At 58.4% G+C, this 23,327-nt stretch carries 27 protein-coding genes and 1 riboswitch; of the genes, 22 read left to right on the top strand and 5 right to left on the bottom strand.

What is annotated here, in order from left to right; translation table 11 throughout:
• Nucleotides 1-20: 20 nt before the first annotated feature.
• Genes tilS through cysS form a run of 4 tightly spaced genes read right to left on the bottom strand, consistent with a single transcriptional unit; the run spans nt 21 to nt 3,969 of the window.
• On the bottom strand, nt 21-986 hold the full coding sequence (gene tilS / locus B9Z44_RS01850) for a tRNA lysidine(34) synthetase TilS (RefSeq protein WP_108401551.1): 966 nt from the start codon (nt 984-986) through the stop codon (nt 21-23).
• Nucleotides 952-1,926: an acetyl-CoA carboxylase carboxyltransferase subunit alpha gene (locus B9Z44_RS01855; RefSeq protein ID WP_108359957.1), complete on the bottom strand. Its 975-nt coding sequence runs from the start codon at nt 1,924-1,926 to the stop codon at nt 952-954. The genes tilS and B9Z44_RS01855 overlap by 35 nt, the downstream gene beginning before the upstream one ends.
• Nucleotides 1,927-1,947: 21 nt before the next feature.
• A complete protein-coding gene (locus B9Z44_RS01860) occupies nt 1,948-2,589 on the bottom strand; it encodes a DNA-3-methyladenine glycosylase family protein (RefSeq protein WP_245912742.1) in 642 nt (213 codons plus the stop codon).
• Nucleotides 2,590-2,595: 6 nt separating this feature from the next.
• The gene (gene cysS / locus B9Z44_RS01865) at nt 2,596-3,969 is read right to left on the bottom strand and encodes a cysteine--tRNA ligase (RefSeq protein WP_108401552.1); all 1,374 of its coding nucleotides are present in this window, start codon (nt 3,967-3,969) and stop codon (nt 2,596-2,598) included.
• Between the two features lie 102 nt (nt 3,970-4,071).
• Between cysS and B9Z44_RS01870 the strand changes: the two genes are divergently transcribed.
• The 4 genes from B9Z44_RS01870 to B9Z44_RS01885 are packed head-to-tail and all read left to right on the top strand — an operon-like array spanning nt 4,072 to nt 6,689.
• Nucleotides 4,072-4,722, top strand: a complete 651-nt coding sequence (locus tag B9Z44_RS01870; RefSeq protein WP_108401553.1) for a tetratricopeptide repeat protein — start codon at nt 4,072-4,074, stop codon at nt 4,720-4,722.
• Complete coding sequence (locus B9Z44_RS01875; protein WP_108359960.1) at nt 4,719-5,321, top strand: peptidylprolyl isomerase; 603 nt, start codon at nt 4,719-4,721, stop codon at nt 5,319-5,321. Before B9Z44_RS01870 ends, B9Z44_RS01875 begins: the two co-directional genes overlap by 4 nt.
• Nucleotides 5,322-5,357: 36 nt before the next feature.
• On the top strand, nt 5,358-5,864 hold the full coding sequence (locus B9Z44_RS01880; protein WP_108359961.1) for a peptidylprolyl isomerase: 507 nt from the start codon (nt 5,358-5,360) through the stop codon (nt 5,862-5,864).
• Nucleotides 5,865-5,870: 6 nt separating this feature from the next.
• The gene (locus B9Z44_RS01885) at nt 5,871-6,689 is read left to right on the top strand and encodes a UDP-2,3-diacylglucosamine diphosphatase (RefSeq protein ID WP_108401554.1); all 819 of its coding nucleotides are present in this window, start codon (nt 5,871-5,873) and stop codon (nt 6,687-6,689) included.
• 109 nt (nt 6,690-6,798) lie between these two features.
• Here B9Z44_RS01885 and B9Z44_RS01890 read toward each other — a convergent pair whose 3' ends face one another.
• Nucleotides 6,799-9,570 (bottom strand): DUF349 domain-containing protein, encoded by a 2,772-nt coding sequence (locus B9Z44_RS01890; protein WP_108401555.1) that lies wholly within the window; start codon nt 9,568-9,570, stop codon nt 6,799-6,801.
• 89 nt (nt 9,571-9,659) lie between these two features.
• Between B9Z44_RS01890 and B9Z44_RS01895 the strand changes: the two genes are divergently transcribed.
• The 18 genes from B9Z44_RS01895 (at nt 9,660) to tolA (ending at nt 23,321) form a co-directional block, all read left to right on the top strand.
• Nucleotides 9,660-10,484: a lytic transglycosylase domain-containing protein gene (locus B9Z44_RS01895; protein WP_108401556.1), complete on the top strand. Its 825-nt coding sequence runs from the start codon at nt 9,660-9,662 to the stop codon at nt 10,482-10,484.
• 29 nt (nt 10,485-10,513) lie between these two features.
• A riboswitch (ZMP/ZTP riboswitch) is annotated at nt 10,514-10,643 on the top strand.
• A gap of 27 nt (nt 10,644-10,670) precedes the next feature.
• On the top strand, nt 10,671-11,915 hold the full coding sequence (gene glyA / locus B9Z44_RS01900; protein ID WP_108359965.1) for a serine hydroxymethyltransferase: 1,245 nt from the start codon (nt 10,671-10,673) through the stop codon (nt 11,913-11,915).
• Nucleotides 11,916-12,284: 369 nt separating this feature from the next.
• On the top strand, nt 12,285-12,734 hold the full coding sequence (gene nrdR / locus B9Z44_RS01905; protein ID WP_108359966.1) for a transcriptional regulator NrdR: 450 nt from the start codon (nt 12,285-12,287) through the stop codon (nt 12,732-12,734).
• A gap of 53 nt (nt 12,735-12,787) precedes the next feature.
• Nucleotides 12,788-13,309: a pilus assembly FimT family protein gene (locus B9Z44_RS01910; RefSeq protein ID WP_108360050.1), complete on the top strand. Its 522-nt coding sequence runs from the start codon at nt 12,788-12,790 to the stop codon at nt 13,307-13,309.
• Nucleotides 13,300-13,800, top strand: a complete 501-nt coding sequence (gene pilV / locus B9Z44_RS01915; protein ID WP_108401557.1) for a type IV pilus modification protein PilV — start codon at nt 13,300-13,302, stop codon at nt 13,798-13,800. The genes B9Z44_RS01910 and pilV overlap by 10 nt, the downstream gene beginning before the upstream one ends.
• The gene (locus B9Z44_RS01920) at nt 13,797-14,549 is read left to right on the top strand and encodes a PilW family protein (protein ID WP_108401558.1); all 753 of its coding nucleotides are present in this window, start codon (nt 13,797-13,799) and stop codon (nt 14,547-14,549) included. The genes pilV and B9Z44_RS01920 overlap by 4 nt, the downstream gene beginning before the upstream one ends.
• Nucleotides 14,546-15,184, top strand: a complete 639-nt coding sequence (locus tag B9Z44_RS01925) for a pilus assembly PilX family protein (RefSeq protein WP_108401559.1) — start codon at nt 14,546-14,548, stop codon at nt 15,182-15,184. Before B9Z44_RS01920 ends, B9Z44_RS01925 begins: the two co-directional genes overlap by 4 nt.
• Nucleotides 15,185-15,191: 7 nt before the next feature.
• Nucleotides 15,192-15,602, top strand: coding sequence for a type IV pilin protein (locus B9Z44_RS01930; protein WP_108359970.1), 411 nt, complete (start codon nt 15,192-15,194; stop codon nt 15,600-15,602).
• A gap of 51 nt (nt 15,603-15,653) precedes the next feature.
• A complete protein-coding gene (gene ribD, locus B9Z44_RS01935; RefSeq protein WP_108401560.1) occupies nt 15,654-16,757 on the top strand; it encodes a bifunctional diaminohydroxyphosphoribosylaminopyrimidine deaminase/5-amino-6-(5-phosphoribosylamino)uracil reductase RibD in 1,104 nt (367 codons plus the stop codon).
• Nucleotides 16,758-16,787: 30 nt separating this feature from the next.
• Nucleotides 16,788-17,468, top strand: coding sequence for a riboflavin synthase (locus B9Z44_RS01940; protein ID WP_108359972.1), 681 nt, complete (start codon nt 16,788-16,790; stop codon nt 17,466-17,468).
• Complete coding sequence (gene ribBA / locus B9Z44_RS01945) at nt 17,465-18,610, top strand: bifunctional 3,4-dihydroxy-2-butanone-4-phosphate synthase/GTP cyclohydrolase II (protein ID WP_108401561.1); 1,146 nt, start codon at nt 17,465-17,467, stop codon at nt 18,608-18,610. Before B9Z44_RS01940 ends, ribBA begins: the two co-directional genes overlap by 4 nt.
• 21 nt (nt 18,611-18,631) lie before the next feature.
• A complete protein-coding gene (gene ribH / locus B9Z44_RS01950) occupies nt 18,632-19,105 on the top strand; it encodes a 6,7-dimethyl-8-ribityllumazine synthase (RefSeq protein WP_108401562.1) in 474 nt (157 codons plus the stop codon).
• Entirely contained in the window at nt 19,102-19,626 is a 525-nt protein-coding gene (nusB, locus tag B9Z44_RS01955) for a transcription antitermination factor NusB (protein WP_108359975.1), read from the top strand. Before ribH ends, nusB begins: the two co-directional genes overlap by 4 nt.
• Entirely contained in the window at nt 19,626-20,810 is a 1,185-nt protein-coding gene (locus B9Z44_RS01960; RefSeq protein ID WP_108360051.1) for a pyridoxal phosphate-dependent aminotransferase, read from the top strand. The genes nusB and B9Z44_RS01960 overlap by 1 nt, the downstream gene beginning before the upstream one ends.
• 3 nt (nt 20,811-20,813) lie before the next feature.
• A complete protein-coding gene (ybgC, locus tag B9Z44_RS01965) occupies nt 20,814-21,212 on the top strand; it encodes a tol-pal system-associated acyl-CoA thioesterase (RefSeq protein ID WP_108359976.1) in 399 nt (132 codons plus the stop codon).
• Complete coding sequence (gene tolQ / locus B9Z44_RS01970; RefSeq protein ID WP_108359977.1) at nt 21,209-21,895, top strand: protein TolQ; 687 nt, start codon at nt 21,209-21,211, stop codon at nt 21,893-21,895. Before ybgC ends, tolQ begins: the two co-directional genes overlap by 4 nt.
• A 15-nt stretch (nt 21,896-21,910) precedes the next feature.
• Nucleotides 21,911-22,342: a biopolymer transporter ExbD gene (locus tag B9Z44_RS01975; protein ID WP_108359978.1), complete on the top strand. Its 432-nt coding sequence runs from the start codon at nt 21,911-21,913 to the stop codon at nt 22,340-22,342.
• A gap of 10 nt (nt 22,343-22,352) precedes the next feature.
• Nucleotides 22,353-23,321 (top strand): cell envelope integrity protein TolA, encoded by a 969-nt coding sequence (tolA, locus tag B9Z44_RS01980; RefSeq protein ID WP_108401563.1) that lies wholly within the window; start codon nt 22,353-22,355, stop codon nt 23,319-23,321.
• Nucleotides 23,322-23,327: the final 6 nt, after the last annotated feature.

Below are 23,327 nucleotides of genomic sequence, written 5' to 3' on the forward strand. Positions count from 1 at the left end.
TTGTGTTATGGGCAAAAAACCTACAGATTGTAGCAACGCAACACCGCCCCATCGCGCCGCACAAACCCCCGCCCCACCTTGATGTCGATGTGGTGGCCACGTGTGGTGCAAGCCTTGACTTGCACCAGCAGCGCTTGCAGCTGAGCCGCACTGGCTTGTGAGTGTTCTAGCGCCAGCCAGTGGCGTAACACGTTTGATTGCCGCGCCTGACTCAGCTGCTGCAAGGCTTTGATAGCAGGCGGGTTGCCCACAAGCTGCAAATCAAGATCCGCCACCTCTTGCAACAAGGTTTGCGCTTGTGCCGCGTGTGAGGCGCTGCGTGCAAAGGTTTGTCTGAATGATGGAAACGCTTGCTCAATCACGGGCAGCAGCGTCGCACGAATGCGGTTGCGCGTGTAGCGTGTGTCGGTGTTGGTGGGGTCTTCGACCCAAGTCTCGCCTGCGGCTTTCAATGCATCACGCAGTTGCGAACCCGGCACATCCAGCCAAGGGCGGTGATAGATCACACCCTGGCGCTGTGCCACAGCAGGCATGCACGCCAGCCCCGGCAAGCCCGCGCCACGCGAAAGCGCCAGCAACAAGGTCTCCGCTTGGTCATCCGCATGCTGCGCCAAAACCATGTGCTGCATCTGTCCACCCCAGTTGTTTTGCAACGCCTCGGCCAGCGCACGGTAGCGGGCTTGACGGGCGGCATCTTCAGGGCTTTCGCCTGTGGCGTGTGCAGCGTTGACGCGTTGCACCACCAGCGGCACATGCAAGCGTTCACACAAAGCCACGCAGTGCGCTTCAAAACCATCCGCCGCAGCTTGCAAGCCGTGGTGCACATGCACAGCATGCACCCTGCCCGGCCATCGCGTGGCACAGGCAATGAGTAAAGCGGTGGAATCGGCCCCGCCGCTGAGCGCAACGGCGAATGGGCCTAAATGCTGGAGCGCGTCCAGCGACGGGAAATTAGCGTTCAGCTTTGGTGTCGGTGAAGCGGCCATAGCTTTGCAGACGCTCGTAACGCTTGTCGAGCAGCTCTTTGACCTTCATGTCCGTCACTTGGCGCCATGCATCGTTCAAACCGCGTTTGAGCTGAGCCGCCATTTGCTTGGGGTCGCGGTGTGCGCCACCCACGGGCTCGTTCACGATTTTGTCGACCAAGCCCAAGGCTTTCAAGCGATGGGCGGTGATGCCCAGTTGCTCGGCGGCGTCTTCGGCACGGTCAGATGTTTTCCACAAAATCGAAGCACAGCCTTCAGGGCTGATGACCGAGTACACCGAGTACTGCAGCATCAACACTTGGTCAGCTACGCTGATGGCCAATGCGCCGCCGGAGCCCCCTTCACCAATTATGGTGGTGATGATGGGCACTTCGAGCTGGGCCATTTCAAAAATATTGCGGCCAATCGCTTCAGATTGGCTGCGCTCTTCCGCGTCAATGCCGGGGTAAGCGCCGGGCGTGTCCACAAAGGTGAACACGGGGAGCTTGAACTTCTCGGCGGTCTTCATCAAGCGCAAGGCTTTGCGGTAACCCTCAGGGCGGCTCATGCCAAAGTTACGCGCAGCGCGCTCTTTGGTATCGCGGCCTTTTTGTTGGCCCAAGACCATGCAGGCGTTGCCGTTGAAACGGGCCAAACCACCCACGATGCTCAAGTCATCGGCAAAGTGGCGGTCGCCATGCATTTCCACGAAGTCGGTGAAGATTTCGTTGATGTAGTCCAGCGTGTAAGGACGTTCAGCGTGGCGGGCAATCTTGGTGATTTGCCAGGGCGTGAGGTCGCTGTAAATTTCTTTGGTCAGCTGCAAGCTTTTCTTGCTGAGCTGGTCAATCTCGTCCGAAATGTCCACTGCTGACTCGCTTTGCACATAGCGCAGCTCGTCAATCTTGCCTTCAAGTTCAGCAATCGGTTGTTCAAAGTCGAGGAAGGTTTTTTTAGCCAAAATTAATTACTCCTTAGCTGCTCAATATTCCACTGGCAGCGGATCTAGCGAGCGCCAAATATACCAAGTTGCCACACTGCAATAGGGGACCCATGCCGCAGCCACTTCTCGGGCTTCGCTGCGGCTGACCGCCTCACCTGAAAAATAGTTGTGGCTGATGCCATTGATCAGGCCCACATCATCCAGCGGCAACACGTTGGGGCGCATGAGGTGAAAGATCAAAAACATCTCAGCCGTCCAACGGCCAATGCCGCGAATGGCCACCAGTTCTTCGATGATGGCGTCGTCCGTCATCTCGGACCACTTTTTCACATGCAAAGCGCCGTTGTCAAAGTGCAGCGCCAAATCAACGATGTACTCCACCTTGCGGGCCGACAAACCGGCTGCGCGCATGTCGTCCACCTTGAGCTTGAGCACATTGGCGGGCGTGATTTTTCGAGGCAGCTTGACAAAGCGGTCCCACACAGTTTGAGCGGCTTTGACCGACACCTGCTGGCCCACAATGCTGCGCGCCAGCGTGACAAACGCATCTCCGCGTGACTGCAGCGAAGCCTCACCAAACTGAGGGATGAGTCGCTTCATCACCCGGTCTTTTTTAACCAGGTGTTTGCATGCCTCCGCCCAATACTCGGGCGTGGCGATGGTGACTTTGTCTTGACCCACGATCACTTAGCCACGCTCCCAAGTGGTGCCCGTGGGCGAATCTTTGAGCACGATGCCCTCGGCAGCCAAAGCTTGGCGAATGCGATCTGCCTCGGCAAAGTTCTTGGCCGCTTTGGCGGCCGCGCGGGCGGCGATTTGGGCCTGAATGGCTTCTTCGTCCACGCCAGCACCGGCTTGGGCAAAGGCTTTGGGGTCGTCTTGCAACAAACCCAACACACCACCCAAGGCTTTCATCAAGCCAGCGGTCTGCGCCGACTGTGTGCGGTTGACTTCGCTGGCGAGTTCAAACAACACGGCCACGGCCTCAGGCGTGCCAAAGTCTTCGTCCATCGCAGCTTTGAAGCGTGCGGCATGGGGCTCGGCCCAATCAATCGTCACGGCATCGGGCGTGACCGTGCCCAACGCGGTGTACAAGCGTTTCAAGGCACCACGAGCGTCGTTCAAATGCACATCGCTGTAATTGAGCTGGCTGCGGTAGTGGCTGCGCACCACAAAGAAACGCACGGTTTCAGCATCAAATTCTTTGAGCACATCGCGAATGGTGAAGAAGTTGCCCAAGCTCTTGGACATTTTTTCGTTGTCCACGTTGATGAAACCGTTGTGCATCCACACGCTGGCCATCTTGTGACCTGTTGCGCCTTCGCTTTGGGCAATTTCGTTTTCGTGGTGTGGGAACTGCAAGTCCGCGCCACCACCGTGGATGTCAAAGCTCTGGCCCAACATCTCGCAGCTCATGGCCGAGCACTCGATGTGCCAGCCGGGGCGGCCTGCGCCAAAAGGGCTGGCCCATTTCACTTCGTCGGGCTCGCTGGTCTTTGCTGACTTCCACAGCACAAAGTCCAGCGGGTCTTGCTTGCCATCGTCGACGGCCACGCGCTCGCCCGCTTGCAACTCGTCCAGCGATTTGCCAGACAACTTGCCGTAGCCAGGGAACTTGCGCACGGCGTAATTCACATCGCCATTGCTGGCTTGATAGGCCAAGCCTTTGTCTTGCAAAGTGCCAATCATTGAGAGCATTTGCGGCACATAGTCCATGGCGCGGGGCTCGTGCGTGGGGCGCTCGATGCCCAACGCGTCGGCGTCTTGATGCAAAGCGTCAATCATGCGGTCGGTCAGGCCGCGCACGGTTTCGCCGTTTTCTAACGAACGCTTGATGATCTTGTCGTCAATGTCGGTGATGTTGCGCACGTAGGTCACGCGGTAGCCGCTGGCTTTGAGCCAGCGCTGCACCACGTCAAACGCCACCATCGAGCGAGCGTGGCCCAAATGGCACAGGTCGTACACGGTCATGCCACACACGTACATGCGCACATGGCCAGGTTCGAGCGGCGAAAAGTCTTCCAGCGCACGCGTGAGCGTGTTGTGAATGCGAAGCGTCATGAGTTAATCGAGAGAAGACCGCAATGAAGGGTCGGTAATGAGGTGAAAGCCAAAGAGTCGTCCAGACCCTCTGTTTTACAATGCCGTCAGTATACAAAGCACATGACAAACCCTCACGCCCCCTCCTCAGCCAAGTCTTTGGCACTGCCTGCTGCTCGCCAAACCTTCGCGCAAACCCGATGGGTGGCTGCATGGACCTTGGGTTTGGCTTTGGGTTTCAGTTCATTGAACGTGACCGCGCAAAGTGTTGAGGCCTTAGAGTGGCAGCCCGGCCAATCCACCCTCCCCACGGTGATCAGCACACCCCACAACGACGTGCGCAAGCTGTTGCGTCAAGCCAAGTACCCGCAAGCCTTGTTGCTGGTCAACAAAGGCTTGGCGGCCAACCCACGTGACCCACAAATACAGTTTTGGCAGGGTTATATTTTTGAGCAGCTGGGGCAGCCAGAAATGGCATTGAAGGTCTACATCGATCTCACACAAGAGTACCCCGAGCTGGCTGAGCCCCACAACAATTTGGGCGTGATCTACGCAGCCAAGGGCGACTACCCCAATGCCAAGGCCTCCTTAGACAAGGCCTTGCGTGCAAACCCCAATTACGCCGCAGCCCACGAAAATATGGGAGACCTGCTGGTCAACATGGCACGCCATTCGTATGCGCAATCTTTGGCCATTGAGCCTAAGCAGCGTGATCTCACTCAAAAAATGGAACGGCTCAAACCCGTTCTCGCAATGACCCAAGGCAAACCATGACACTTTCATTGTTGAACCGCCGCACCTTGTGTGGCCTCAGTTTTTGCGCCCTCGCCTGGTTGGGTTTGGCGCAAGCCGCCATCGCCCAAGACGCACCCCGCGTCAAGTTCGTCACCAACGCGGGCGAGTTTGTGGTTGAGGTTTACCCAGACAAAGCCCCCAAGACTGCAGACAACTTTTTGCAATACGTGCGCGATAAACACTACGACGGCACCATTTTTCACCGTGTGATTGGCAACTTCATGGTGCAAGGCGGCGGCTATGACCAACGCTACATTGAGCGCCGCACACGTCCCCCTGTTGAACACGAAGGCCGCGAAGCCTTGGCCAAAGGTGGCCCCCGCAACACGGTAGGCACCCTTGCCATGGCGCGCACCAATGTGCCAAATTCAGCCACGGCTCAGTTCTTCATCAACGTGGTGGACAACGGTTTTCTAGACCCCTCCCCCCAGCAACCCGGCTACACCGTGTTTGGCAAAGTGATCTCTGGCATGGAGACCATCACCAAGATCAAAAGCGTACAGACTGGCTTCGGCGGCCCCTTCCCCTCGGATGTGCCACGCACACCCATCGTCATTCAATCCGCCACGGTGCTCTGAGCACGCGCTGGCTTCACTCTTTCATAAGGAAACACCATGAGCAACCCACAAGTCGAACTGCACATCTTGGACCACGGCGTCATCACCATCGAACTCGACGCTGAAAAAGCACCGAAATGCACAGAGAACTTCTTGCACTACGTGAACAAAGGTCACTACAACAAAACCATTTTTCACCGCGTGATTCCCGGCTTCATGGTCCAAGGCGGCGGTTTCGAGCCCGGTATGACGCAAAAAGAATGCGATGCCCCGATTGAAAACGAAGCCAACAACGGCCTCAAAAACAACCACTACACCTTGGCCATGGCCCGCACGTCTGACCCACACTCGGCCACCGCCCAGTTCTTCATCAACGTGGCTGACAACGAATTCTTGAACCACAAAGCACCCAGCATGCAAGGTTGGGGCTATGCCGTGTTTGGCAAAGTCGTGAGCGGCAATGACGTGGTCGACAAAATCGCCGCCGTCAAAACCGGTCGCAAAGGCTTCCATGACGACGTGCCCAAAGAAGACGTGGTGATTGAGAAAGCCGTCGCGCTCTAATCACGGATGACGCATCTGCCACCCGCGCCTAGCGAGACACCGTGTGTGCGGGCCCAGCCCGCGTGGCAGCGCATCGACTTCATTTCCGACCTGCACCTAGATGCAGGCGAACCTGCCACCTTCCAGGCGTGGGCCCAGCACATGGCACACACCCCAGCAGATGCCCTTTTCATCTTGGGCGATTTGTTTGAAGTGTGGGTGGGCGATGACAACCCAGACCCCTTCGCCCTGCAATGCATGGCCGTGCTCAAAGCCACGGCGTTGCGCATGCCTGTGTATTTCATGTGCGGTAACCGCGACTTTTTGGTGGGCGCTGAGTTGCTCAGCACCACGGGCATGCAAGGCCTGAGCGACCCCACGGTGCTAGACCTTGGGGTTGTGGGTGATTCAACACCCACGCGCATCTTGCTCAGCCACGGCGACGCGCTGTGTTTGGACGACCACGATTACTTAGCGTTTCGCGCCCAAGTGCGCCAACCCGAATGGCAAGCCGCCTTCTTAGCCAAACCTTTGGCTGAACGCCAAGCCTACGCGCGCAGCGTGCGCAACCAAAGCGAAGCGCTCAAACGCAGCCACGCTGATTACGCAGATGTAGACACCCAAGCCGCCATCGCATGGCTCAAGGCCACGAACGCCCAAGTGCTGCTGCACGGCCACACCCACAAGCCTGCTGTGCATGACTTAGGTGACGGCTTGAGCCGTTGGGTACTGAGCGATTGGCATGCGGATAGCCAACCACCTCGCTTGGAAGTGCTGAGCTGGTTACGAGAAGAAGCGTATAACCCCACGCACGGGCTGCGTCGATTGCCTTTGAATACAAACTAAAACTCAACTCAGGCTTGCTGCTTATCGCAGCACACATAAAAAAAACGGCGCCTCTCAGCGCCGTTTTTTGTTTGACATGGGAGCCAAGCCCCTTGTGTTTGCGAACGGCTTAGCGCTTGAGCAACACTTTCAGTGCAGCTTGCAAACGACGTGCTGCCGCTTCGTCATACGCACCACCCAACACTTGCGCGGCGTCGGCCGCCCACGTCATTTGTGGAGACGGGTCGTTGCGACGTGTGAGCATTTGCAACTGCAAAGCACGGCGGGCATCGATCTGCGCAGCGGGCGTGGGCAAGTCAGCGGCCACTTCCAAACGCAACAACGGCGTGACTGCATCGCCCTTAGGCTGCGCGGACAAGGCTTGTGACCATTGTGTGCGTTGGGCGGGCGACAGTTTGCTGCCAATGGCTTGTGCGGCTGGCAGTTGCGCGGCATCGCGCTTTTCCCACGCGTGCATGAGCTGGGTCAGCACTTCGCCATGGGCTTGTGCAGCCAAGCGGCGCAAGGCGTCTTGCGCAGATTCCAACGCGTGACGTTGGGCGCGGAAAGCCGCATCACCCAAACGAGGGCCACGCGGGGCAAAGCCCTCGCGACCACCGTCGCGTGAAGGCTTGCCATCACGGCCAAAGCTAGGCTTGTCGCCAAACTTGCCACCGGGCTTGCCATCGCGACCACCGCGCGCTGCAGGTGCAGCTTCGGTGCGCTTTTGGCCTGGGCGGTCATCGCCACGCACAGCCACCACCGGACGGGGGGGGGCTTTGGGCTTGGCGGGCGCAACTTCAACCACAGGTTCAGCAACGGCATCTTCTGAGGCTGCGGCATCCGTCGGTTCGCTAACACTTGTGTCACTGGGGGCGGCCTCTGAAGGCTGTTCAGAAGCGGCTTGTGTCGCCGGTGCTTCAGCGGTATCGCTTGGTGTCGCAGTTTCTGCGGCTTGTTCGATTGAGGCAGCAGGGCTAGCCGCCACTTCACCCCGTGAAATTTGTTCTAGGGTTTGCATGGCCGCACGAATGGCCGCGCCGTCGCCTTTGGCTGTGGCAGAGTCCAACGCTTTGGCGGCGTCAAGCACGGCTTTGTCGTGCGGTGTCAGCGCGGCTTGCGATTGCTCGCGCACCGACGACTTGCGGGCGAAGGCTTCGTCAATCGGTTGGCGGAAGGCGTCCCACAATTTTTGTTCTTGTTTGCGGTCCAACACCACGGTGTGGGCTTCTTCTTGCCAACGCTGTTGCAGCGCTTTGACAGCGTCCACACGCAAGCTGGTGGCAGCACCCAAGGCTTGGGCTTCGGCAATCAAGGCGTGACGGCGAGCCAAGCTGGCTTTTTGTGCGTTTTCCAATGGCTCGTGTGCGGCGTGAATGGCGGTTTTCCAAACGGGCTGCAATTCAGCAAACATTTTTTCGCTCAGGTGGCCGCTCTCGCGCCAGCGTTGGGCGAACTGGTGCAACTGACGCGCCACGCCTTTCCAGTCTGGGCCATTGGCGTGTTCAACCGACCAGGCTTTGACTTCTTCAATCAAAGCCAAGCGCTGGGCTTTGTGCGCGGTGGTTTGCGCGCGGGCTTCTTTGAGCCAGGCGTCCACCACTTCGTGGGCGCGGTTACAAGCCAAGTCGAAACGCTTCCACAACGCGGGGTTGGGCGCGGCTTCTTTGTCGATTTTTTTCCATTGCTCGCGCAAATTGCGCAAGGTTTCTTGCATTTTGCGACCACCCATGGCGGGGATGCGCGCCACGTCGTCGGCTTTGGCCGCTGGTTTTTCAGCTTCCGCCGCTTGCGTTGTGGCTTCGGGTGCGGCGGTCTCAGCCGATGGCGCTGCTTCTGCGACGCTTGTGGCGACTTCTGCGGCAGGAGCCGAGGCCACTTCGGGTGTGACAGGTGCCTCTGTAACAGCAGGCTCAATCACCACAACATCTTGCGCAGCGTCCTCTGCCTTGGCCGCTTTAGCCTTCACAGGCTTAGCCGCAGGCGCGGGCTTGAACAAAGCCTCGGCTTGCATGGCCAGCTCTAAACGCTTTTGGTCCACCACAGCCTTGTCGGCAGTGGGTTTGACTTTGCGGGTGGCATCCACGCCAGCAGCGGCGGGTTTGGGGGATTTGGCAGGTGCAGCGGCTTGGGGCAACACTTCGCCACGGGCCACACGAATTTGGTCAGACCATGCGGGCACGGCGGGCAATGGCGCGGCGGCATCGGCGGCAGCGGCTTCGGTCAGTGTCAGCGCCTCGCAGAAAGCGGTCCACACGGCTTGCACCTGTTGGGTGCTGGTTTGCAAAGCAGGCGCAAATTTGGCGTCGACGCTGGGCCATTGGGCGTCCGCCGCCAAGGCTTGGGCTTGTGCCACCCAACGGTCGAGGTCGGCTTGCAGCGCATCGCGTTGAGCCAAGGCATCTTGCCAAGGTTTGGTGGACAACACTTCAATGCGCTGGGCCAACAATACAGCGGCTTCGCGCTGCACTTGGGTTTGGTGTTGCAGGTCTTCAATGGCTTTGACGCGCTCGGCCAAGGCGGTTTTCAAACCGGCCAATGGCTCGCGAGACAAGGGGGCACCGGCTTTGGCGGCATCGCGCTGCCAACCCATGGCATCGCCCAAATTGATGTGGGCCGCATCGCGCAGGGCTTCGCCTTTGGCGGCCCACTCTTGCACCAACGCATCTTGGTCTTTGCTGCGGCGCAGCTCGTCGAGCTTCTCGCGCAGCACTTTGGCGGCGCCCTTGTCGCGGTGGCTCATTTCGTCGAAGACGGCTTGCAGTTGCTCCAACGTGGGCTGGCCAGCCAGCCAGTCGCGCAGGCGTGCGGTGCGGTCTGCCGAGGTGGAAACGGTAAAGGCCCCGCCAGTCAATTTGTCTAAGGCGGCGAGGTCGAGGGGTTTGTTCGAAGAATCAGTCACAAGTAGGGCTCACAGTAAATTAGAGGCGATTGTCGCCGAGGCTTTAAAATTTTGGCCTATTCGTTATTTATAAATTTATGCCTATTCCTATGTTCGCCAGATTACAGCTAGGTCTACGTACCTTTGCAACGGACGTGGCGCAAGGCTTTTTTGCCATTTCTCACAACGGCTTGGCCGTGGTGGGCTTGTCCATCTTCTTTTTCGCCGTGGCGCTGACGGTGCGCCCCGACCTGCGTGTGGTGACCGAAGCCAAGGTCATCAGCTGGCTGCAAGAACGCCAGTATGACGAAACAGGCATCGCCACCGATGCCGATGCCGTGGACCGCGCCACCGCCACCGACCCCCGCGACCTGCCCAAACAACAAGCCAACCTCGCCTATTGGTTGAGCAAAAAATACCGCGTGGCGCCAGAACCTTTGAGCGCTTTGGTCTCAGAAGCCTACGACGTGGGCCCCAGCAACCAAATTGAGCCGACCCTCATCTTGGCTGTGATGGCCGTGGAGTCTGGCTTTAACCCCTTTGCCCAAAGCCATGTGGGCGCCCAAGGCCTGATGCAAGTGATGACCAAGGTCCACGAGCAGAAATACCAAGGCTTTGGTGGCACGTTGGCCGCGTTTGACCCCGTGGCCAACGTGCGCGTGGGCGTCAACGTGCTCAAAGAGTGCATCAACCGGGCAGGTAGCTTGGAAGGTGGCCTCAAGCTCTATGTGGGCGCTGGCAATATGAAGGACGACCAAGGCTATGCGAGCAAGGTCATGGCCGAGAACGCCCGCCTGCAACAGGTGGCCAAGGGCGTCAAAGTACCCATCACGCCCCCCCCCTCCACCGCTGCTGAGGCTGCCACCGCCCGTTTGGAGAGTTTGTGGGAAAAAGCCCAGCGCTTGACGCCCTTCGGTAAGGATGACGCGGAATAAGGGACAGCCAGCCCAAGCGCGGTAAACTCTGATCCGCGCGCGACTGGCGATAGGCGTGCGAGGCATCTGCCCCGCACCGCTGACGTGGATGTATGACCACTGGGAAGCGCGCAGCCTCTTTAATTAAGAGGTGTTTTGCCGTTCGCCTGGGCAGCCATAAAACCACCTTTTTCTAGGACTGCCAGTATGTACAACCGCAACATCTTGATCGAACAGACCGACCCCGAAGTTTGGGCCGCCATTCAAGCCGAAAACGCCCGTCAAGAGCACCACATTGAGCTGATCGCCAGCGAAAACTACGCCTCCCCCGCCGTCATGCAAGCCCAAGGCTCGCAGCTGACCAACAAATACGCCGAAGGCTACCCCGGCAAGCGCTACTACGGTGGCTGCGAATTCGTGGATGTGGCCGAGCAACTGGCCATTGACCGCATCAAAACCATCTTCGGTGCCGACGCTGCCAACGTGCAACCCCATTGCGGCGCATCGGCCAACGAGGCCGTGTTCCTCGCGTTCTTGAAGCCCGGCGACACCATCATGGGCATGAGCTTGGCCGAAGGCGGTCACTTGACCCACGGCATGGCCCTGAACATGTCTGGCAAATGGTTCAACGTCGTGTCTTACGGCTTGGACAGCAACGAAGCCATCGACTACGAAGCGATGGAAGCCAAAGCCCGCGAACACAAGCCCAAACTCATCGTGGCCGGCGCTTCTGCCTACAGCTTGCACATCGACTGGGAACGCTTTGCCAAGATCGCCAAAGAAGTGGGCGCCATCTTCATGGTCGACATGGCCCACTACGCTGGCTTGATCGCCGCTGGCCAGTACCCCAACCCCGTGCCTCACGCCGACGTGGTGACGTCCACCACCCACAAGAGCTTGCGCGGCCCACGCGGCGGCATCATCTTGATGAAGGCCGAACACGAAAAAGCCATCAACAGCGCCATCTTCCCTGGCCTGCAAGGCGGCCCCTTGATGCACGTCATCGCAGCCAAGGCTGTGGCGTTCAAAGAAGCCATGCAGCCTGACTTCAAAGAGTACCAAGCCCAAGTGGTGAAGAACGCCAAGATCGTGGCCGAGACTTTGACAGCGCGCGGCCTGCGCATCGTCAGCGGCGGCACTCAAAGCCATGTGATGTTGGTGGACTTGCGTTCCAAGAAGATCACCGGCAAAGAAGCCGAAGCCGCTTTGGGCGCAGCGCACATGACGATCAACAAGAACGCCATCCCGAACGACCCAGAGAAGCCCTTCGTCACCAGCGGCGTGCGCATTGGCACCCCCGCGATGACCACCCGTGGTTTCAAGGACGAAGAAGCCCGCATCACGGCCAACTTGATTGCTGACGTGTTGGACAACCCACACGACGAAGCCAACATTGCGGCGGTGCGTGCCAAGGTGCATGCGCTGACTTCTAAGTTCCCTGTTTACAAGTAACTTTTTGCCAACCCCCGCTCATTCGTGACGGGGGTTTTTTGTTTGTTTGCGGTTGTAAGGATTTCTCTCCGGAGAGGGCACGGGTTGCAGGTGCGGCGGGCTCTTCATGCTGGGGTACCAGAAATCATCGCCCGCCGCACCTGCAACCCGCGCTGTTTTGGTTTGAAATGTTTCTCTCGAGCATTTCCTCTTTGTCGATGCACGAATGACCCGAGTGAAATGTGCGAGCGAAGCAAAGCACGACGCAGACTGAGGGTGTTTGGTATTGGCCGCTGACGATTTCTGCTACTCCAGCATGAGGAAGCGGCCAATACCAAATACCCTCAGCGAGCCCAGCAAAAAGTACAAAAGCAAAAGAGAGCACAAAAAATGAAATGTCCCTTCTGCGGCCACCTAGAAACCCAAGTCGTTGAGACCCGCATGTCCGAAGACGGCGACTCCATTCGCCGCCGTCGCCAATGCGGCGCCTGTGAAAAGCGTTACACCACCTACGAACGCCCCGACGTCAGCTTCCCCAACATCGTCAAAAAAGACGGTCGCCGCATCGACTACAAGCGCAACAAACTCCTCGAATCCATGGGCCTCGCCCTGCGCAAACGCCCTGTCAGCACCGAACAGGTCGACAACGCCATCGAACGCATTGAAGAAAAACTACTCAGCCTCGGCCAACGCGAAGTGCCCTCCACCCGCATTGGTGAGTTGGTGATGCGCGAACTCAAAAAACTCGACAAAGTCGCCTACATCCGCTTTGCTAGCGTGTACCGCAGTTTTGAAGACATCGACGATTTCAAGAGCTTGGTGGACGAAGTTCGCAAGTAGTTTTCGAGTCTCAGCCATGCGCTGATACCACTTCAAAACCTAGCATTTGCGCCATGCAAACGCTGGGTTTTTTATTTTTCCAACGCCCTAACCTGCGAGGGTTTAGCCTCGTTGAGCTGCTGGCGTGCCTAGCCATCATGGCCGTCACCGCCGCATTGGCCGTGCCCAACTGGCAGCGCTTTCAAGAACGCAGCCGTGTCGAGGCCACGCGTGACCAACTTGTGAACGATTTACAAAGCGCCCGCCTTCGCGCCATGCAGCGCGGAGAAACCTTGCAACTCGCACGTTTGCGCGATTGCACCTGGGTCACATCTGCCAACAATGATTGGAGCTGTGGCTGGGAACTGCGCGTGAAATCAAGCCAAACCGTGTTGCAAACGTCGCAGAACTCAACGCCGCTGCAAGTGACATTTACCAAGTCAGACCCCATCGACATCAGCCAACGCGGGGACCTCGGCACCGTGGGCGACCGTTGGGTCATCAAGTCACGACAAATCGCCCTCAACATCGCCAACACCCTGTGTTTGAGCAGTGCCAGCCGCTTGCGTTGGCAATCAGGTGAGTCATGCAGCTAAAGCGCATACAAGGGTTCGCCTTGATGGAAGCGATGGCAGCACTGCTGGTCTTAGTGCTTGGCATCTTGGGCTTGTTGTGGATGCACCAACAAGCCTTGGCGCTGCAACGACAGCAACTCATGCGTTCGGTCGCGATGGGCATCGCCGACGATGTGGCCGAGCGCATGCAGCTCAATGCCCCGCAAAATGCGATGTATGCCAAAGCATGGGGCGCGCTCACGAGCAATGCAGGTCCTGACTGCGCAGCCACAGCGTGCAGCCGCCCAGAGCTTGCGCAATGGGACATGCAGCAACTCCAAGCCAACTTAAACAGTCAACTTCCGGAAGGCGATGCAACGGTCTTTGCCTTAACGGGTCTGAGCAACTGGTGGGGCATCGCCATTGCTTGGCGTGACGCAACAGAGACCTATCGCACCGATGCAGCAGCAGGCACCCCACCCTGCCCCGCACAAATGAGCTGTTGGCGTCTTTTCATAAGGCCCACACGATGAACGCCCCCGCGCAGCAGGGCCACACCTTGCCTGAACTGTTGATTGGCATTGCATTGGGACTCGGGGTCGTCGCCGCAGCCATTGCGGCATACGGGGCCAGCAAACAAACCTGGGCATCCATGGCCGCTGCCGATGCCGTTCACGCCAATGCTCGCGTGGCCTTGCGCAACGTGCGCGAGCAAGCTTACATGGCGGGGGCTGCGTATCTGAAGCTGACCAGCAGCAATGATGGGCAGATCACCATCGATGTTTCTACAAGCGAAGAGGTTGGCGAGCCCGCGCTAGGCGGCATCAACGGCAGCACCTCTGTGGAGAGCATCACTCTGGGGCATTGGCATGCGGTAGATGCCACAGACTGCCAGGGCAACACAGGAAGCACGCACAGCACCGTGCGTAACGACTACAAGCTCAACACCAACAAAGAGCTGAGCTGCAAAGACCTGAATCTCAACAACAGCACCTACCAGGCACTCGCCGAAGGCATCGAAGATTTTCAGCTCCGCTACGCCGAAGCAAACCCCAGTCGACAAACCATTCAGTGGAAAAGCGCCAACGAAATCACTGCCATGTCGCAAGTACTGGCGATTGAAGTTTGTGTGCGCGTCGCCAGCATTCACCCAATTAACCAAACAAAACCCAACCCCCGTCACAAAGGCTGCCAAGGCGAAGTGCTGGCGGCAGATGGACGCGCGCGACGGGTATTTCGACGGATCATGGCACTGCGCAACCGAGAAAGCGTCATGCCATGAAGCGCCAAACACATGACAGCGGTTTTGCCTTGCCCACCTTAATGGCGATGCTCGCACTCGCCAGCATCGCCACGCTGCTGGCCTTGCGCAACCTGTGGGTGAATGAGCAGTTGCTCAACGCAGAGGCAGACCAACTGCGCACCCAACACAAAGCCCAAGCCGTATTAGCCACAGCCTTGGCTGACATCATCGGCACCACAAATGCAACAAGTGGCAGTGGTGAAGTGGCGCTCAACTTGCGCCACACCATGGGCAACACCACGCAAACACATGTCTTCTTTCCTGCCTCGATGTCTGAGTACGACACGCTGCGCCAGCGCCTAGGCATCAGCACATGCAGCGCGGGCATTTGCGCCCCCAATACGTTAGAGGTCAACGCCACCAAAGCAAGCTATTGGAAAACACAAACGGCCACAGCCATGACCGTCAGCGCCAACGACACGCCCGATGGCGAGAACGCGGCTTGGTATTGGGTCGAGATTTTTCCGCAAGCCAACGCCAGCGGCTTCATCTATCGCATCACAGCCCTCGCCAACGGCGTGACGTCCAGCAACATCGTGTTGCAAGCCGTTTGGACACGCGACGACACCGCCACCACAGGTCAGTGGCGGAGCTGGCACCTGCTACACGACTGAACACACCATGACACGCGCGCGACCGTCACAGGGCTTCACCCTCATTGAGCTGCTCATCACGCTCGCCTGCATCGCCGCACTCACCAGCATCGCATGGCCCAGTTACCAAAGTTTGATTTTGCGCAGCCAACGCGCCCAAGCGCGCGCATCGTTGTTGCAAGCTGCGCATTGGTTTGAGCGCGCGGCCAGTGCGAATGGAAACTACCCCTCAGCAGCCGAAGTTCCCATCAGCGTGTTGCAAATTGAAGGTCAGCGATACAAGATGAGCGTCACCAGTACGGCACAAAGTTACACCCTCAGCGCCACACCTTTGAGTGTTCAAGCCGCTGATGTCTGCGGCACTTTGACAGTGAACCACCTAGGCGTGCGCAACGTGCAAGGTGCCAGCCAAACTGCGGCGCAGTGCTGGAGTCGATAGGCCTTCGCCATGGCCACATGAACTGCAGGTCTCGCCATTCATAATTGCGCCATGAGTTTTTCTGAGCACGACACCCCCCACATGACGAGCGCCTTGGCCCTGGCGCGCGAGGCTTTGTTCTTGACCTCACCCAACCCCCGCGTGGGCTGCGTCATGGTTGGCGCTGACGGTGCCGTGCTGGGCAGCGGCCACACACAACGCGCAGGAGAAGCCCATGCCGAAGTCATGGCCTTGCGCGATGCACAAGCCAAAAACAACGATGTCAAAGGCGCCACAGCGTATGTGACGCTTGAACCCTGCAGCCACCAAGGCCGCACCGGACCATGTTGCGACGCACTCATCCACGCAGGCTTGGCCCGCGTGGTGGTGGCCGAAGGTGACCCCAACCCACAAGTAGCAGGCCAAGGCGTGGCACGTTTGCGCGCCGCAGGCATGCAAGTGGATGTGGGCTTGCTAGGCGCAGAGGCCCACGAGCTCAACATTGGCTTTTTCAAACGCATGACACACGGCACACCGTGGGTGCGGATGAAAGTCGCGGCATCGCTTGATGGCCAAACAGCTCTCAACAACGGTGTGAGCCAGTGGATTACCTCCCACCCCGCACGTGACGATGGCCACGCATGGCGCGCCCGGGCATGTGCCGTGCTCACGGGCATCGGCACTGTGCTGGAAGACGACCCGCAACTCGATGTGCGTGCTGTGCCTACCCCACGCCAGCCCGCTTTGGTGGTGATGGACAGCCAACTCGAAACGCCTTTGAATGCCAAACTATTCAAGCCACAACGCCCCGTCTGGATTTACTGCGCCCTAGACGACATGGAACGCCGCCAAGCCCTTGAAGCCAAAGGCGCCCAAGTGGTGTGCCTGCCCAATGCGTCTGGCAAGGTGGACCTTGCGGCCATGCTCCAAGACCTTGGCCAAAAGCAAATCAACGAAGTCCACGTAGAAGCCGGCCACAAACTCAACGGCTCTTTGTTGCGCGAAGGCTTGGTAGACGAGCTGCTCACCTACCTCGCGCCCAAACTGATGGGCCAAGGCCGAGGCATGACAAATTTAGGGCCTTTCACGACTTTGGACGATGCAAAAGCCCTCGCGTTTCACGAAGTGACACAAATCGGTCCTGATTTAAGGATATTGGCGCGCCTGAGCCGGTAAGCGGGGTGTAAACCTGCGAAAATATCGCCCATGTTCACCGGAATCATCACCGGCGTGGGGCGCATCACCGCTGTCCACGACCTGGGTAGCTCTTTAAACCACGGCAAGCGTCTCATCATTGAAGCGCCTGCTGGGTATCTCGACGACGTCACACTGGGGGACAGCATCGCGCTCAACGGCGCTTGTATGACCGTTACCAGCTTCGATCTCGACACACACACCTTCACCATCGACATCTCTGTGGAATCACTGGCTCGCACCAGTGGCTTAAGCGAGCTTGGCCGCGTCAACCTTGAAAAAGCGTTGCGCGCCCACGACCGCTTAGGTGGCCACATCGTGTCGGGCCATGTGGATGGCACAGGGCACGTGAGCCACTTTGCGCAAATCGGCGAAAGCTGGGAGCTGCGCATCATGGCCCCTACTGACCTCGCCAAGTATTTGGCCTACAAGGGCTCCATCACCATCAACGGGGTGAGCCTGACCGTGAACCGCGTGCAAGACTTCTTCAACGCGGACGGCCCACTGGGCTTGCGCGGTTCTGAAGTCAGCATCAACCTCATTCCTCACACTGTTGAAAACACCGCTTTGGGTTCGCTCAAAACCGGTAGCACAGTGAACCTCGAAATTGACACCGTTGCCCGCTACGTTGAACGCATGTTGCGTGTCGACGCAACGCTGGGTGACGCTGCCGCATTGAAAGCCAACGCATGAGCACTGCCAACGCATCGGGCCAAGCCCCCGTCGCTTCCCCTGTTTCTATCTCCCCCGTCGAAGACATCGTGGCCGACATGAAGGCCGGTCGCATCGTGATCTTGGTCGACGAAGAAGACCGCGAGAACGAAGGCGATTTGGTGCTGGCGTCTGACCACGTCACCCCCGAAGCCATCAACTTCATGGCCCGTTTTGGCCGTGGCTTGATTTGCCTCACGCTCACGCGCGAGCGCTGCGAATACTTGAAGCTGCCGCCCATGGCTGCCCGCAACGGCACGGTCTACAGCACGGCCTTCACCGTGTCGATCGAAGCTGCTGAAGGTGTGACCACCGGCATCTCTGCCGCTGACCGTTCGCGCACCATCGAAGTGGCCGTAGCCAAAGCCACCCAGCCCACCGACTTGGTGCAACCCGGCCACGTGTTCCCCCTGCAAGCGGTGGATGGCGGCGTACTCATGCGCGCGGGCCACACCGAAGCCGGTTGCGACTTGGCCGCGATGGCGGGCTGCTCGCCCTCTTCCGTGATTTGCGAAATCATGAAAGACGACGGCACCATGGCCCGCTTGCCTGATTTGCAAATCTTCGCCGCCGAACACGGCTTGAAGATCGGCACCATCGCTGACCTCATTGCCTACCGCAGCCGCAACGAATCACTCGTTCACAAAGTCAGCTCGCGCACCATGCAGACCGCGCACGGCGAGTTCACCGCCAACGCCTACAAAGACATGACCAGCGGCGATGTCCACATGGCCCTCGTCAAAGGCACTTGGAGCGCAGATGCCGAAGTGTTAGCCCGCGTGCATGAGCCACTCTCGGTGCTCGACGCACTCGAACCCAACCGCGTCATGCACTCATGGGGGTTAGATGCAGCCTTGGCGCGTATCGCTTCCCAAGGCACAGGCGTGGTCGTGTTGCTCAACTGCGGCGAAAGCGGCCAACAGTTGCTCAATCAATTTGACGGCACCGCCCGTTCCGCCCACGGCCCCGAACGCGGCCGCATGGACCTGCGCAGCTACGGCGTGGGCGCGCAAATCTTGCGTGACTGCGGCGTGCACAAAATGCGTCTCATGGGCAACCCACGCCGCATGCCCAGCATGACGGGCTACGGACTTGAAATCACGGGCTACCTGTCCAAAGAATAAAACCAACGAAGAATAAAAACCATGTTTGTCTCCAACCTCGGCTCCACCACCACGCTCGACGGCAGCGCTTTGAAAATTGGCATCGTCCAGGCGCGCTTCAACGAAGATATCACCAACGCACTGGCTGCTGCTTGCATCGCTGAACTCAAAGCCATGGGCGTGAGCGATGACCGCATCACCCACGTGCATGTGCCGGGCGCACTCGAAGTGCCCTTGGCCTTGGCTGCGCTCGCGCAAATTGAAGACCCAGAACCGTTCAGCGCCCTCATCGCACTGGGCTGCATCATCCGTGGCGAGACTTACCACTTTGAGTTGGTGGCCAACGAATCGGGCGCAGGCGTGACCCGTGTGGGCATGGACTACCACGTGCCGATTGCCAACGCCATCCTCACCACCGAAGACATGCCACAAGCGGTGGCGCGTCAAACCGACAAAGGCCGTGACGCCGCTCGCGTGGCCGTCGAAATGGCTTTGTTGTTGGAGAGCTTGGCATGAGCGACACCCACACCGCGGGCGACAAGGCCCCACGCAAAACTGCCAGCAACGGCACCACCAAAAGCGCAGCCAAATCTGGCCGCAGCCGCTCGCGTGAATTTGCACTGCAAGGCCTCTACCAATTCTTAGTGGGTAACAACGAAGCGGCTGACATTGACATGTTCACCCGTGACTTGAGCGGTTTTCACAAATCTGACTCGGTGCATTACGACGCCCTGCTGTACGGCTGCATCGAACAACGCGAAATTTTGGATGCGTTGATTGAGCCCTTGCTTGATCGCAAGCTCGACGAAATCTCCCCCATCGAACACGCGGTGATGTGGATGGGCGCGTATGAGTTTCAACACTGCATCGACGTGCCATGGCGCGTGGTGCTGAACGAATACATCGAACTTGCCAAGTCCTTCGGCGGCACCGATGGTCACAAGTACGTCAACGGCGTGCTCAACGGCTTGGCCCCCAAACTGCGCGCACTCGAAGTCGAGTCTGACCGCGCCAAAGGCAAGCTGCGCGAGGGATGATGAAGATTGCCCAGCGCGCACAACGCATTGAGCCTTTCTATGTGATGGAGGTGGCTAAGGCCGCCGCCGAGCGTGCCGCTTTAGTGGCGCACACCGATGCGCCCATGATTTTTCTGAACATCGGTGAGCCCGATTTCACAGCGCCACCTTTGGTACAAGAAGCCGCGGCACGTGCGGTACACGACGGCGTGACGCAGTACACACCCGCACTAGGCATTCCAGAATTGCGCGAACGCATCAGCGCTTGGTACAGCACACGTTTTGGCGTGAACGTGCCTGCGCGTCGTATCGTCATCACAGCCGGTGCATCTGCTGCTTTGCAACTGGCTTGCTTAGCTTTGATTGAAGCTGGCGACGAAGTGCTGATGCCGGACCCGAGCTACCCCTGCAACCGCCACTTTGTGAGCGCCGCAGAAGGACGTGCGGTGTTGGTGCCAACCACCGCAGCTGAGCGCTTTCAACTCAGCGCTGAACAAGTGCGTGCAAACTGGACTGCACAGACACGTGGTGTGTTACTGGCTTCACCGTCCAACCCCACAGGCACCTCGATTCATCCCGATGAGTTGCGCGCCATTCACAACGAGGTGTCGCAACGCGGCGGCACCACGCTGATTGACGAAATTTATTTGGGCCTCAGTTACGACGAACAGTTTGGCCAATCGGCGCTGGGGCTAGATGACCAAATCATCAGCATCAACAGCTTCAGCAAATACTTCAACATGACGGGCTGGCGTTTGGGCTGGTTGGTGGTGCCTGATGCGCTCGTGCCCGTGGTGGAGCGCTTGGCACAAAACTTGTTCATTTGTGCCAGCACCGTGGCCCAACACGCCGCACTCGCTTGCTTTGAAGCTGAGAGCATGGCCGAGTACGAACGACGTCGTGCTGAGTTCAAAGCCCGCCGTGACTACTTTGTGCCCGCGCTCAATGCACTAGGCCTGAACGTGCCCGTCATGCCCGATGGCGCGTTTTACGCATGGGCCGATTGCACACAAGCCGCCAACAAACTGGGCGTCAAAGGCAGCTGGGACTTTGCGTTTGAAGTGATGAATAAAGCCAACCTCGCCATCACCCCTGGTCGCGACTTTGGCCATGCCAACACGTCTCGCTTTGTACGTTTCTCCACCGCCCGCTCGCTGCCTGAGTTACAAGCTGCGATTGGGCGTTTACAAAAAATTCTGGGCTAAACCATGAGCACCGTTTTTGAACACCCCATTCGGGTGTATTGGGAAGACACAGATGCCGGTGGCATTGTGTTTTATGCCAACTACCTCAAGTTCTTCGAGCGCGCACGCACCGAGTGGCTGCGCGCGCTTGGCATTGGCCAACACGCGCTGCGCGAGGAAACCGGCGGCATGTTTGTGGTGAGTGAAACCACCATCAAATACCACCGTCCCGCCAAGCTCGACGACCAACTGCGCGTCACCGCCACCTTGGCCGAAGGTGGTCGAGCCAGCCTCGTCATTGCCCAACAAGCATGGCTGGGCGAAACTTTACTTTGCGAAGGCACCATCCGTATCGGCTGGGTCGATGCTGCCGCCATGAAGCCTGCGAGAATCCCCTCTTCTGTATTGGAACGCCTGACATGACACAAGACTTTTCCATCGTTCATTTGTTGCTCAACGCCAGTTGGGTTGTACAAGTTGTGGTGCTGATGCTGATGGGCGTCTCCATCGTGAGTTGGGCCGCCATCTTTCGCAAGATCGGCTCGATCAAACGCATCAAAGAACTCAACGACGAGTTCGAGCGCGACTTTTGGTCGGGCACCAGCTTGAACGAACTGTTTGCTGCGGCTGCTCAAAACGCCAAAACCTCTGGCCCCATGGAACGCATCTTCGCCAGCGGCATGCGCGAGTACCAAAAACTCCGCGAACGCCGCATCAACGACAGCAGCGCTTTGATGGACGGCGCACGCCGCGCCATGCGCGCCAGCTACCAACGTGAGATGGATGCCATTGAATCCAACTTGTCGATGCTGGCCTCTGTGGGCTCGGTGTCTCCCTATGTCGGCTTGTTCGGCACGGTGTGGGGCATCATGCACGCCTTCACAGGTTTGGCTGGTATGCAGCAAGTGACCTTGGCCAAAGTGGCCCCCGGCATTGCCGAAGCACTGGTGGCCACGGCCATTGGTTTGTTTGCTGCGATTCCTGCTGTATTGGCCTACAACCGCTTCTCACGCGACATTGACCGCGTGTCCATCAAGTTGGAAACCTTCATCGAAGAGTTCAGCAACATCTTGCAGCGCAACAGCGCCAGCACGATGACCCACTAAACCGAAAGACGCAGCATGGCTTCTATCGCCCCTCGCTCAGGACGCGGCCGCCGCGCCATGAACGACATCAACATGGTGCCGTTCATTGACGTGATGTTGGTCTTGCTCATCATCTTCATGGTGACCGCACCGCTCATCTCGCCCAGCGTGATTGATTTGCCCAGCGTGGGCAAAGCCGCCACCGTGCCTGACCAAGTGATTCACGTCGAAATCAGCAAAGAAGAACGCATCACCGTCAAAAGCACGGGCACAGTGAACAAGTCGGTCAGCTCTACCCTCAAAGGCTTGGCCCGCGATGTGCAAGAGCTGCAAGGTGAAACTTCACAAGGCCCCGTGGTCATCACTGCTGACCGCACCATCAAATACGAAACCGTGGTCAAGGCCATGGACACGCTGCAACGCGCAGGCGTGCAGCGCGTGGGCCTGTCGGTTCAGTTGGTGGATTGATTTTTGAACCATGAGCGCATTGCCCAAGCATCTTGAATTCGCACCGCCGCCACCGGAGGGCACGGGCCGCTCAGTGGGCGCAGCCTTGGTCGTTCATGCCTTGCTGATCGTCGCACTCACGGCAGGCATTCAGTGGAAACAAGACAACAGTTTGTCGGTGGAGGCCGAGTTGTGGTCCGCCGTGCCCATGGCGGCTGCGCCTAAGCTGGTGGAGGTCGACGCACCGCCCCCGCCGCCTGCGCCCAAACCTGAACCCGCGCCAAAACCTGTGGTGAAAGCCCCTGAGCCACCGGCTCCCAACCGTGATGCTGAAATTGCATTGGCGAAAAAACGAAAAGTCGAAGAAGAGAAAAAACTTCAAGATGCCGTGCGTGCCGAAGAGCGCCGCAAAGAAGAGCTGAAAAAAGAAGTCGAGAAAAAAGCCAAGGCCAAGCTCGACGAAGACAAGCGCAAACTAGAAGCCAAGAAAGAAGAAGAGCGCAAGGACAAAGAGCGTCAAGAGAAGGAAAAAGAAAAAGAGCGAGCCGAGAAAGAACGTAAAGAAAAAGAAGCGAAGAAGCAAGCTGAACAAAAAGACAGCAAGGCTTCGGCTGAAGAAGCCAAAAAGCTAGAAGCCATCCGCAAAGAAAACATGAAGCGCATCGCAGGTCTGGCGGGCGCCAGCGGTAGCGAAAACGCCACGGGCACAGCCATGAAGTCCTCAGGCCCGTCTGACAGCTACGGCGGTCGCATCCGCGCACGCGTCAAACCCAACATCACGTTTGACCCCAGCTCTGTGTCAGGCAACGCCGCGGCAGAAGTGGAAGTGCGCTGCGCACCGGACGGCACCATCGTGAGCCGCAAGCTCACCAAGTCCAGCGGTAATTCAGCTTGGGACAACGCGGTGCTCAAAGCCATCGACAAGACCGAAATCTTGCCGCGCGACACCGATGGCCGTGTGCACTCGCCACTGTTGCTGGTCTTCCGTCCTAACGACTAAACCACA

The sequence above is a fragment of the Limnohabitans curvus genome (assembly GCF_003063475.1).
Lineage (GTDB): Bacteria > Pseudomonadota > Gammaproteobacteria > Burkholderiales > Burkholderiaceae_C > Limnohabitans > Limnohabitans curvus.

Excerpts from the sequence above, each read along its gene's own strand:
- B9Z44_RS01930 (WP_108359970.1), top strand. The coding sequence starts at position 15,192 with ATGACACGCGCGCGACCGTCACAGGGCTTCACCCTCATTGAGCTGCTC.
- B9Z44_RS01940 (WP_108359972.1), top strand. The coding sequence starts at position 16,788 with ATGTTCACCGGAATCATCACCGGCGTGGGGCGCATCACCGCTGTCCAC.
- tilS (WP_108401551.1), bottom strand. The coding sequence starts at position 986 with ATGGCCGCTTCACCGACACCAAAGCTGAACGCTAATTTCCCGTCGCTG.
- ribH (WP_108401562.1), top strand. The coding sequence starts at position 18,632 with ATGTTTGTCTCCAACCTCGGCTCCACCACCACGCTCGACGGCAGCGCT.
- ribBA (WP_108401561.1), top strand. The coding sequence starts at position 17,465 with ATGAGCACTGCCAACGCATCGGGCCAAGCCCCCGTCGCTTCCCCTGTT.
- B9Z44_RS01875 (WP_108359960.1), top strand. The coding sequence starts at position 4,719 with ATGACACTTTCATTGTTGAACCGCCGCACCTTGTGTGGCCTCAGTTTT.
- ribD (WP_108401560.1), top strand. The coding sequence starts at position 15,654 with ATGAGTTTTTCTGAGCACGACACCCCCCACATGACGAGCGCCTTGGCC.
- B9Z44_RS01925 (WP_108401559.1), top strand. The coding sequence starts at position 14,546 with ATGAAGCGCCAAACACATGACAGCGGTTTTGCCTTGCCCACCTTAATG.
- tolQ (WP_108359977.1), top strand. The coding sequence starts at position 21,209 with ATGACACAAGACTTTTCCATCGTTCATTTGTTGCTCAACGCCAGTTGG.
- B9Z44_RS01910 (WP_108360050.1), top strand. The coding sequence starts at position 12,788 with ATGCAAACGCTGGGTTTTTTATTTTTCCAACGCCCTAACCTGCGAGGG.
- B9Z44_RS01960 (WP_108360051.1), top strand. The coding sequence starts at position 19,626 with ATGAAGATTGCCCAGCGCGCACAACGCATTGAGCCTTTCTATGTGATG.
- B9Z44_RS01880 (WP_108359961.1), top strand. The coding sequence starts at position 5,358 with ATGAGCAACCCACAAGTCGAACTGCACATCTTGGACCACGGCGTCATC.
- B9Z44_RS01975 (WP_108359978.1), top strand. The coding sequence starts at position 21,911 with ATGGCTTCTATCGCCCCTCGCTCAGGACGCGGCCGCCGCGCCATGAAC.
- nrdR (WP_108359966.1), top strand. The coding sequence starts at position 12,285 with ATGAAATGTCCCTTCTGCGGCCACCTAGAAACCCAAGTCGTTGAGACC.
- glyA (WP_108359965.1), top strand. The coding sequence starts at position 10,671 with ATGTACAACCGCAACATCTTGATCGAACAGACCGACCCCGAAGTTTGG.
- nusB (WP_108359975.1), top strand. The coding sequence starts at position 19,102 with ATGAGCGACACCCACACCGCGGGCGACAAGGCCCCACGCAAAACTGCC.
- tolA (WP_108401563.1), top strand. The coding sequence starts at position 22,353 with ATGAGCGCATTGCCCAAGCATCTTGAATTCGCACCGCCGCCACCGGAG.
- pilV (WP_108401557.1), top strand. The coding sequence starts at position 13,300 with ATGCAGCTAAAGCGCATACAAGGGTTCGCCTTGATGGAAGCGATGGCA.
- B9Z44_RS01870 (WP_108401553.1), top strand. The coding sequence starts at position 4,072 with ATGACAAACCCTCACGCCCCCTCCTCAGCCAAGTCTTTGGCACTGCCT.
- ybgC (WP_108359976.1), top strand. The coding sequence starts at position 20,814 with ATGAGCACCGTTTTTGAACACCCCATTCGGGTGTATTGGGAAGACACA.
- B9Z44_RS01895 (WP_108401556.1), top strand. The coding sequence starts at position 9,660 with ATGTTCGCCAGATTACAGCTAGGTCTACGTACCTTTGCAACGGACGTG.
- B9Z44_RS01920 (WP_108401558.1), top strand. The coding sequence starts at position 13,797 with ATGAACGCCCCCGCGCAGCAGGGCCACACCTTGCCTGAACTGTTGATT.
- cysS (WP_108401552.1), bottom strand. The coding sequence starts at position 3,969 with ATGACGCTTCGCATTCACAACACGCTCACGCGTGCGCTGGAAGACTTT.
- B9Z44_RS01885 (WP_108401554.1), top strand. The coding sequence starts at position 5,871 with ATGACGCATCTGCCACCCGCGCCTAGCGAGACACCGTGTGTGCGGGCC.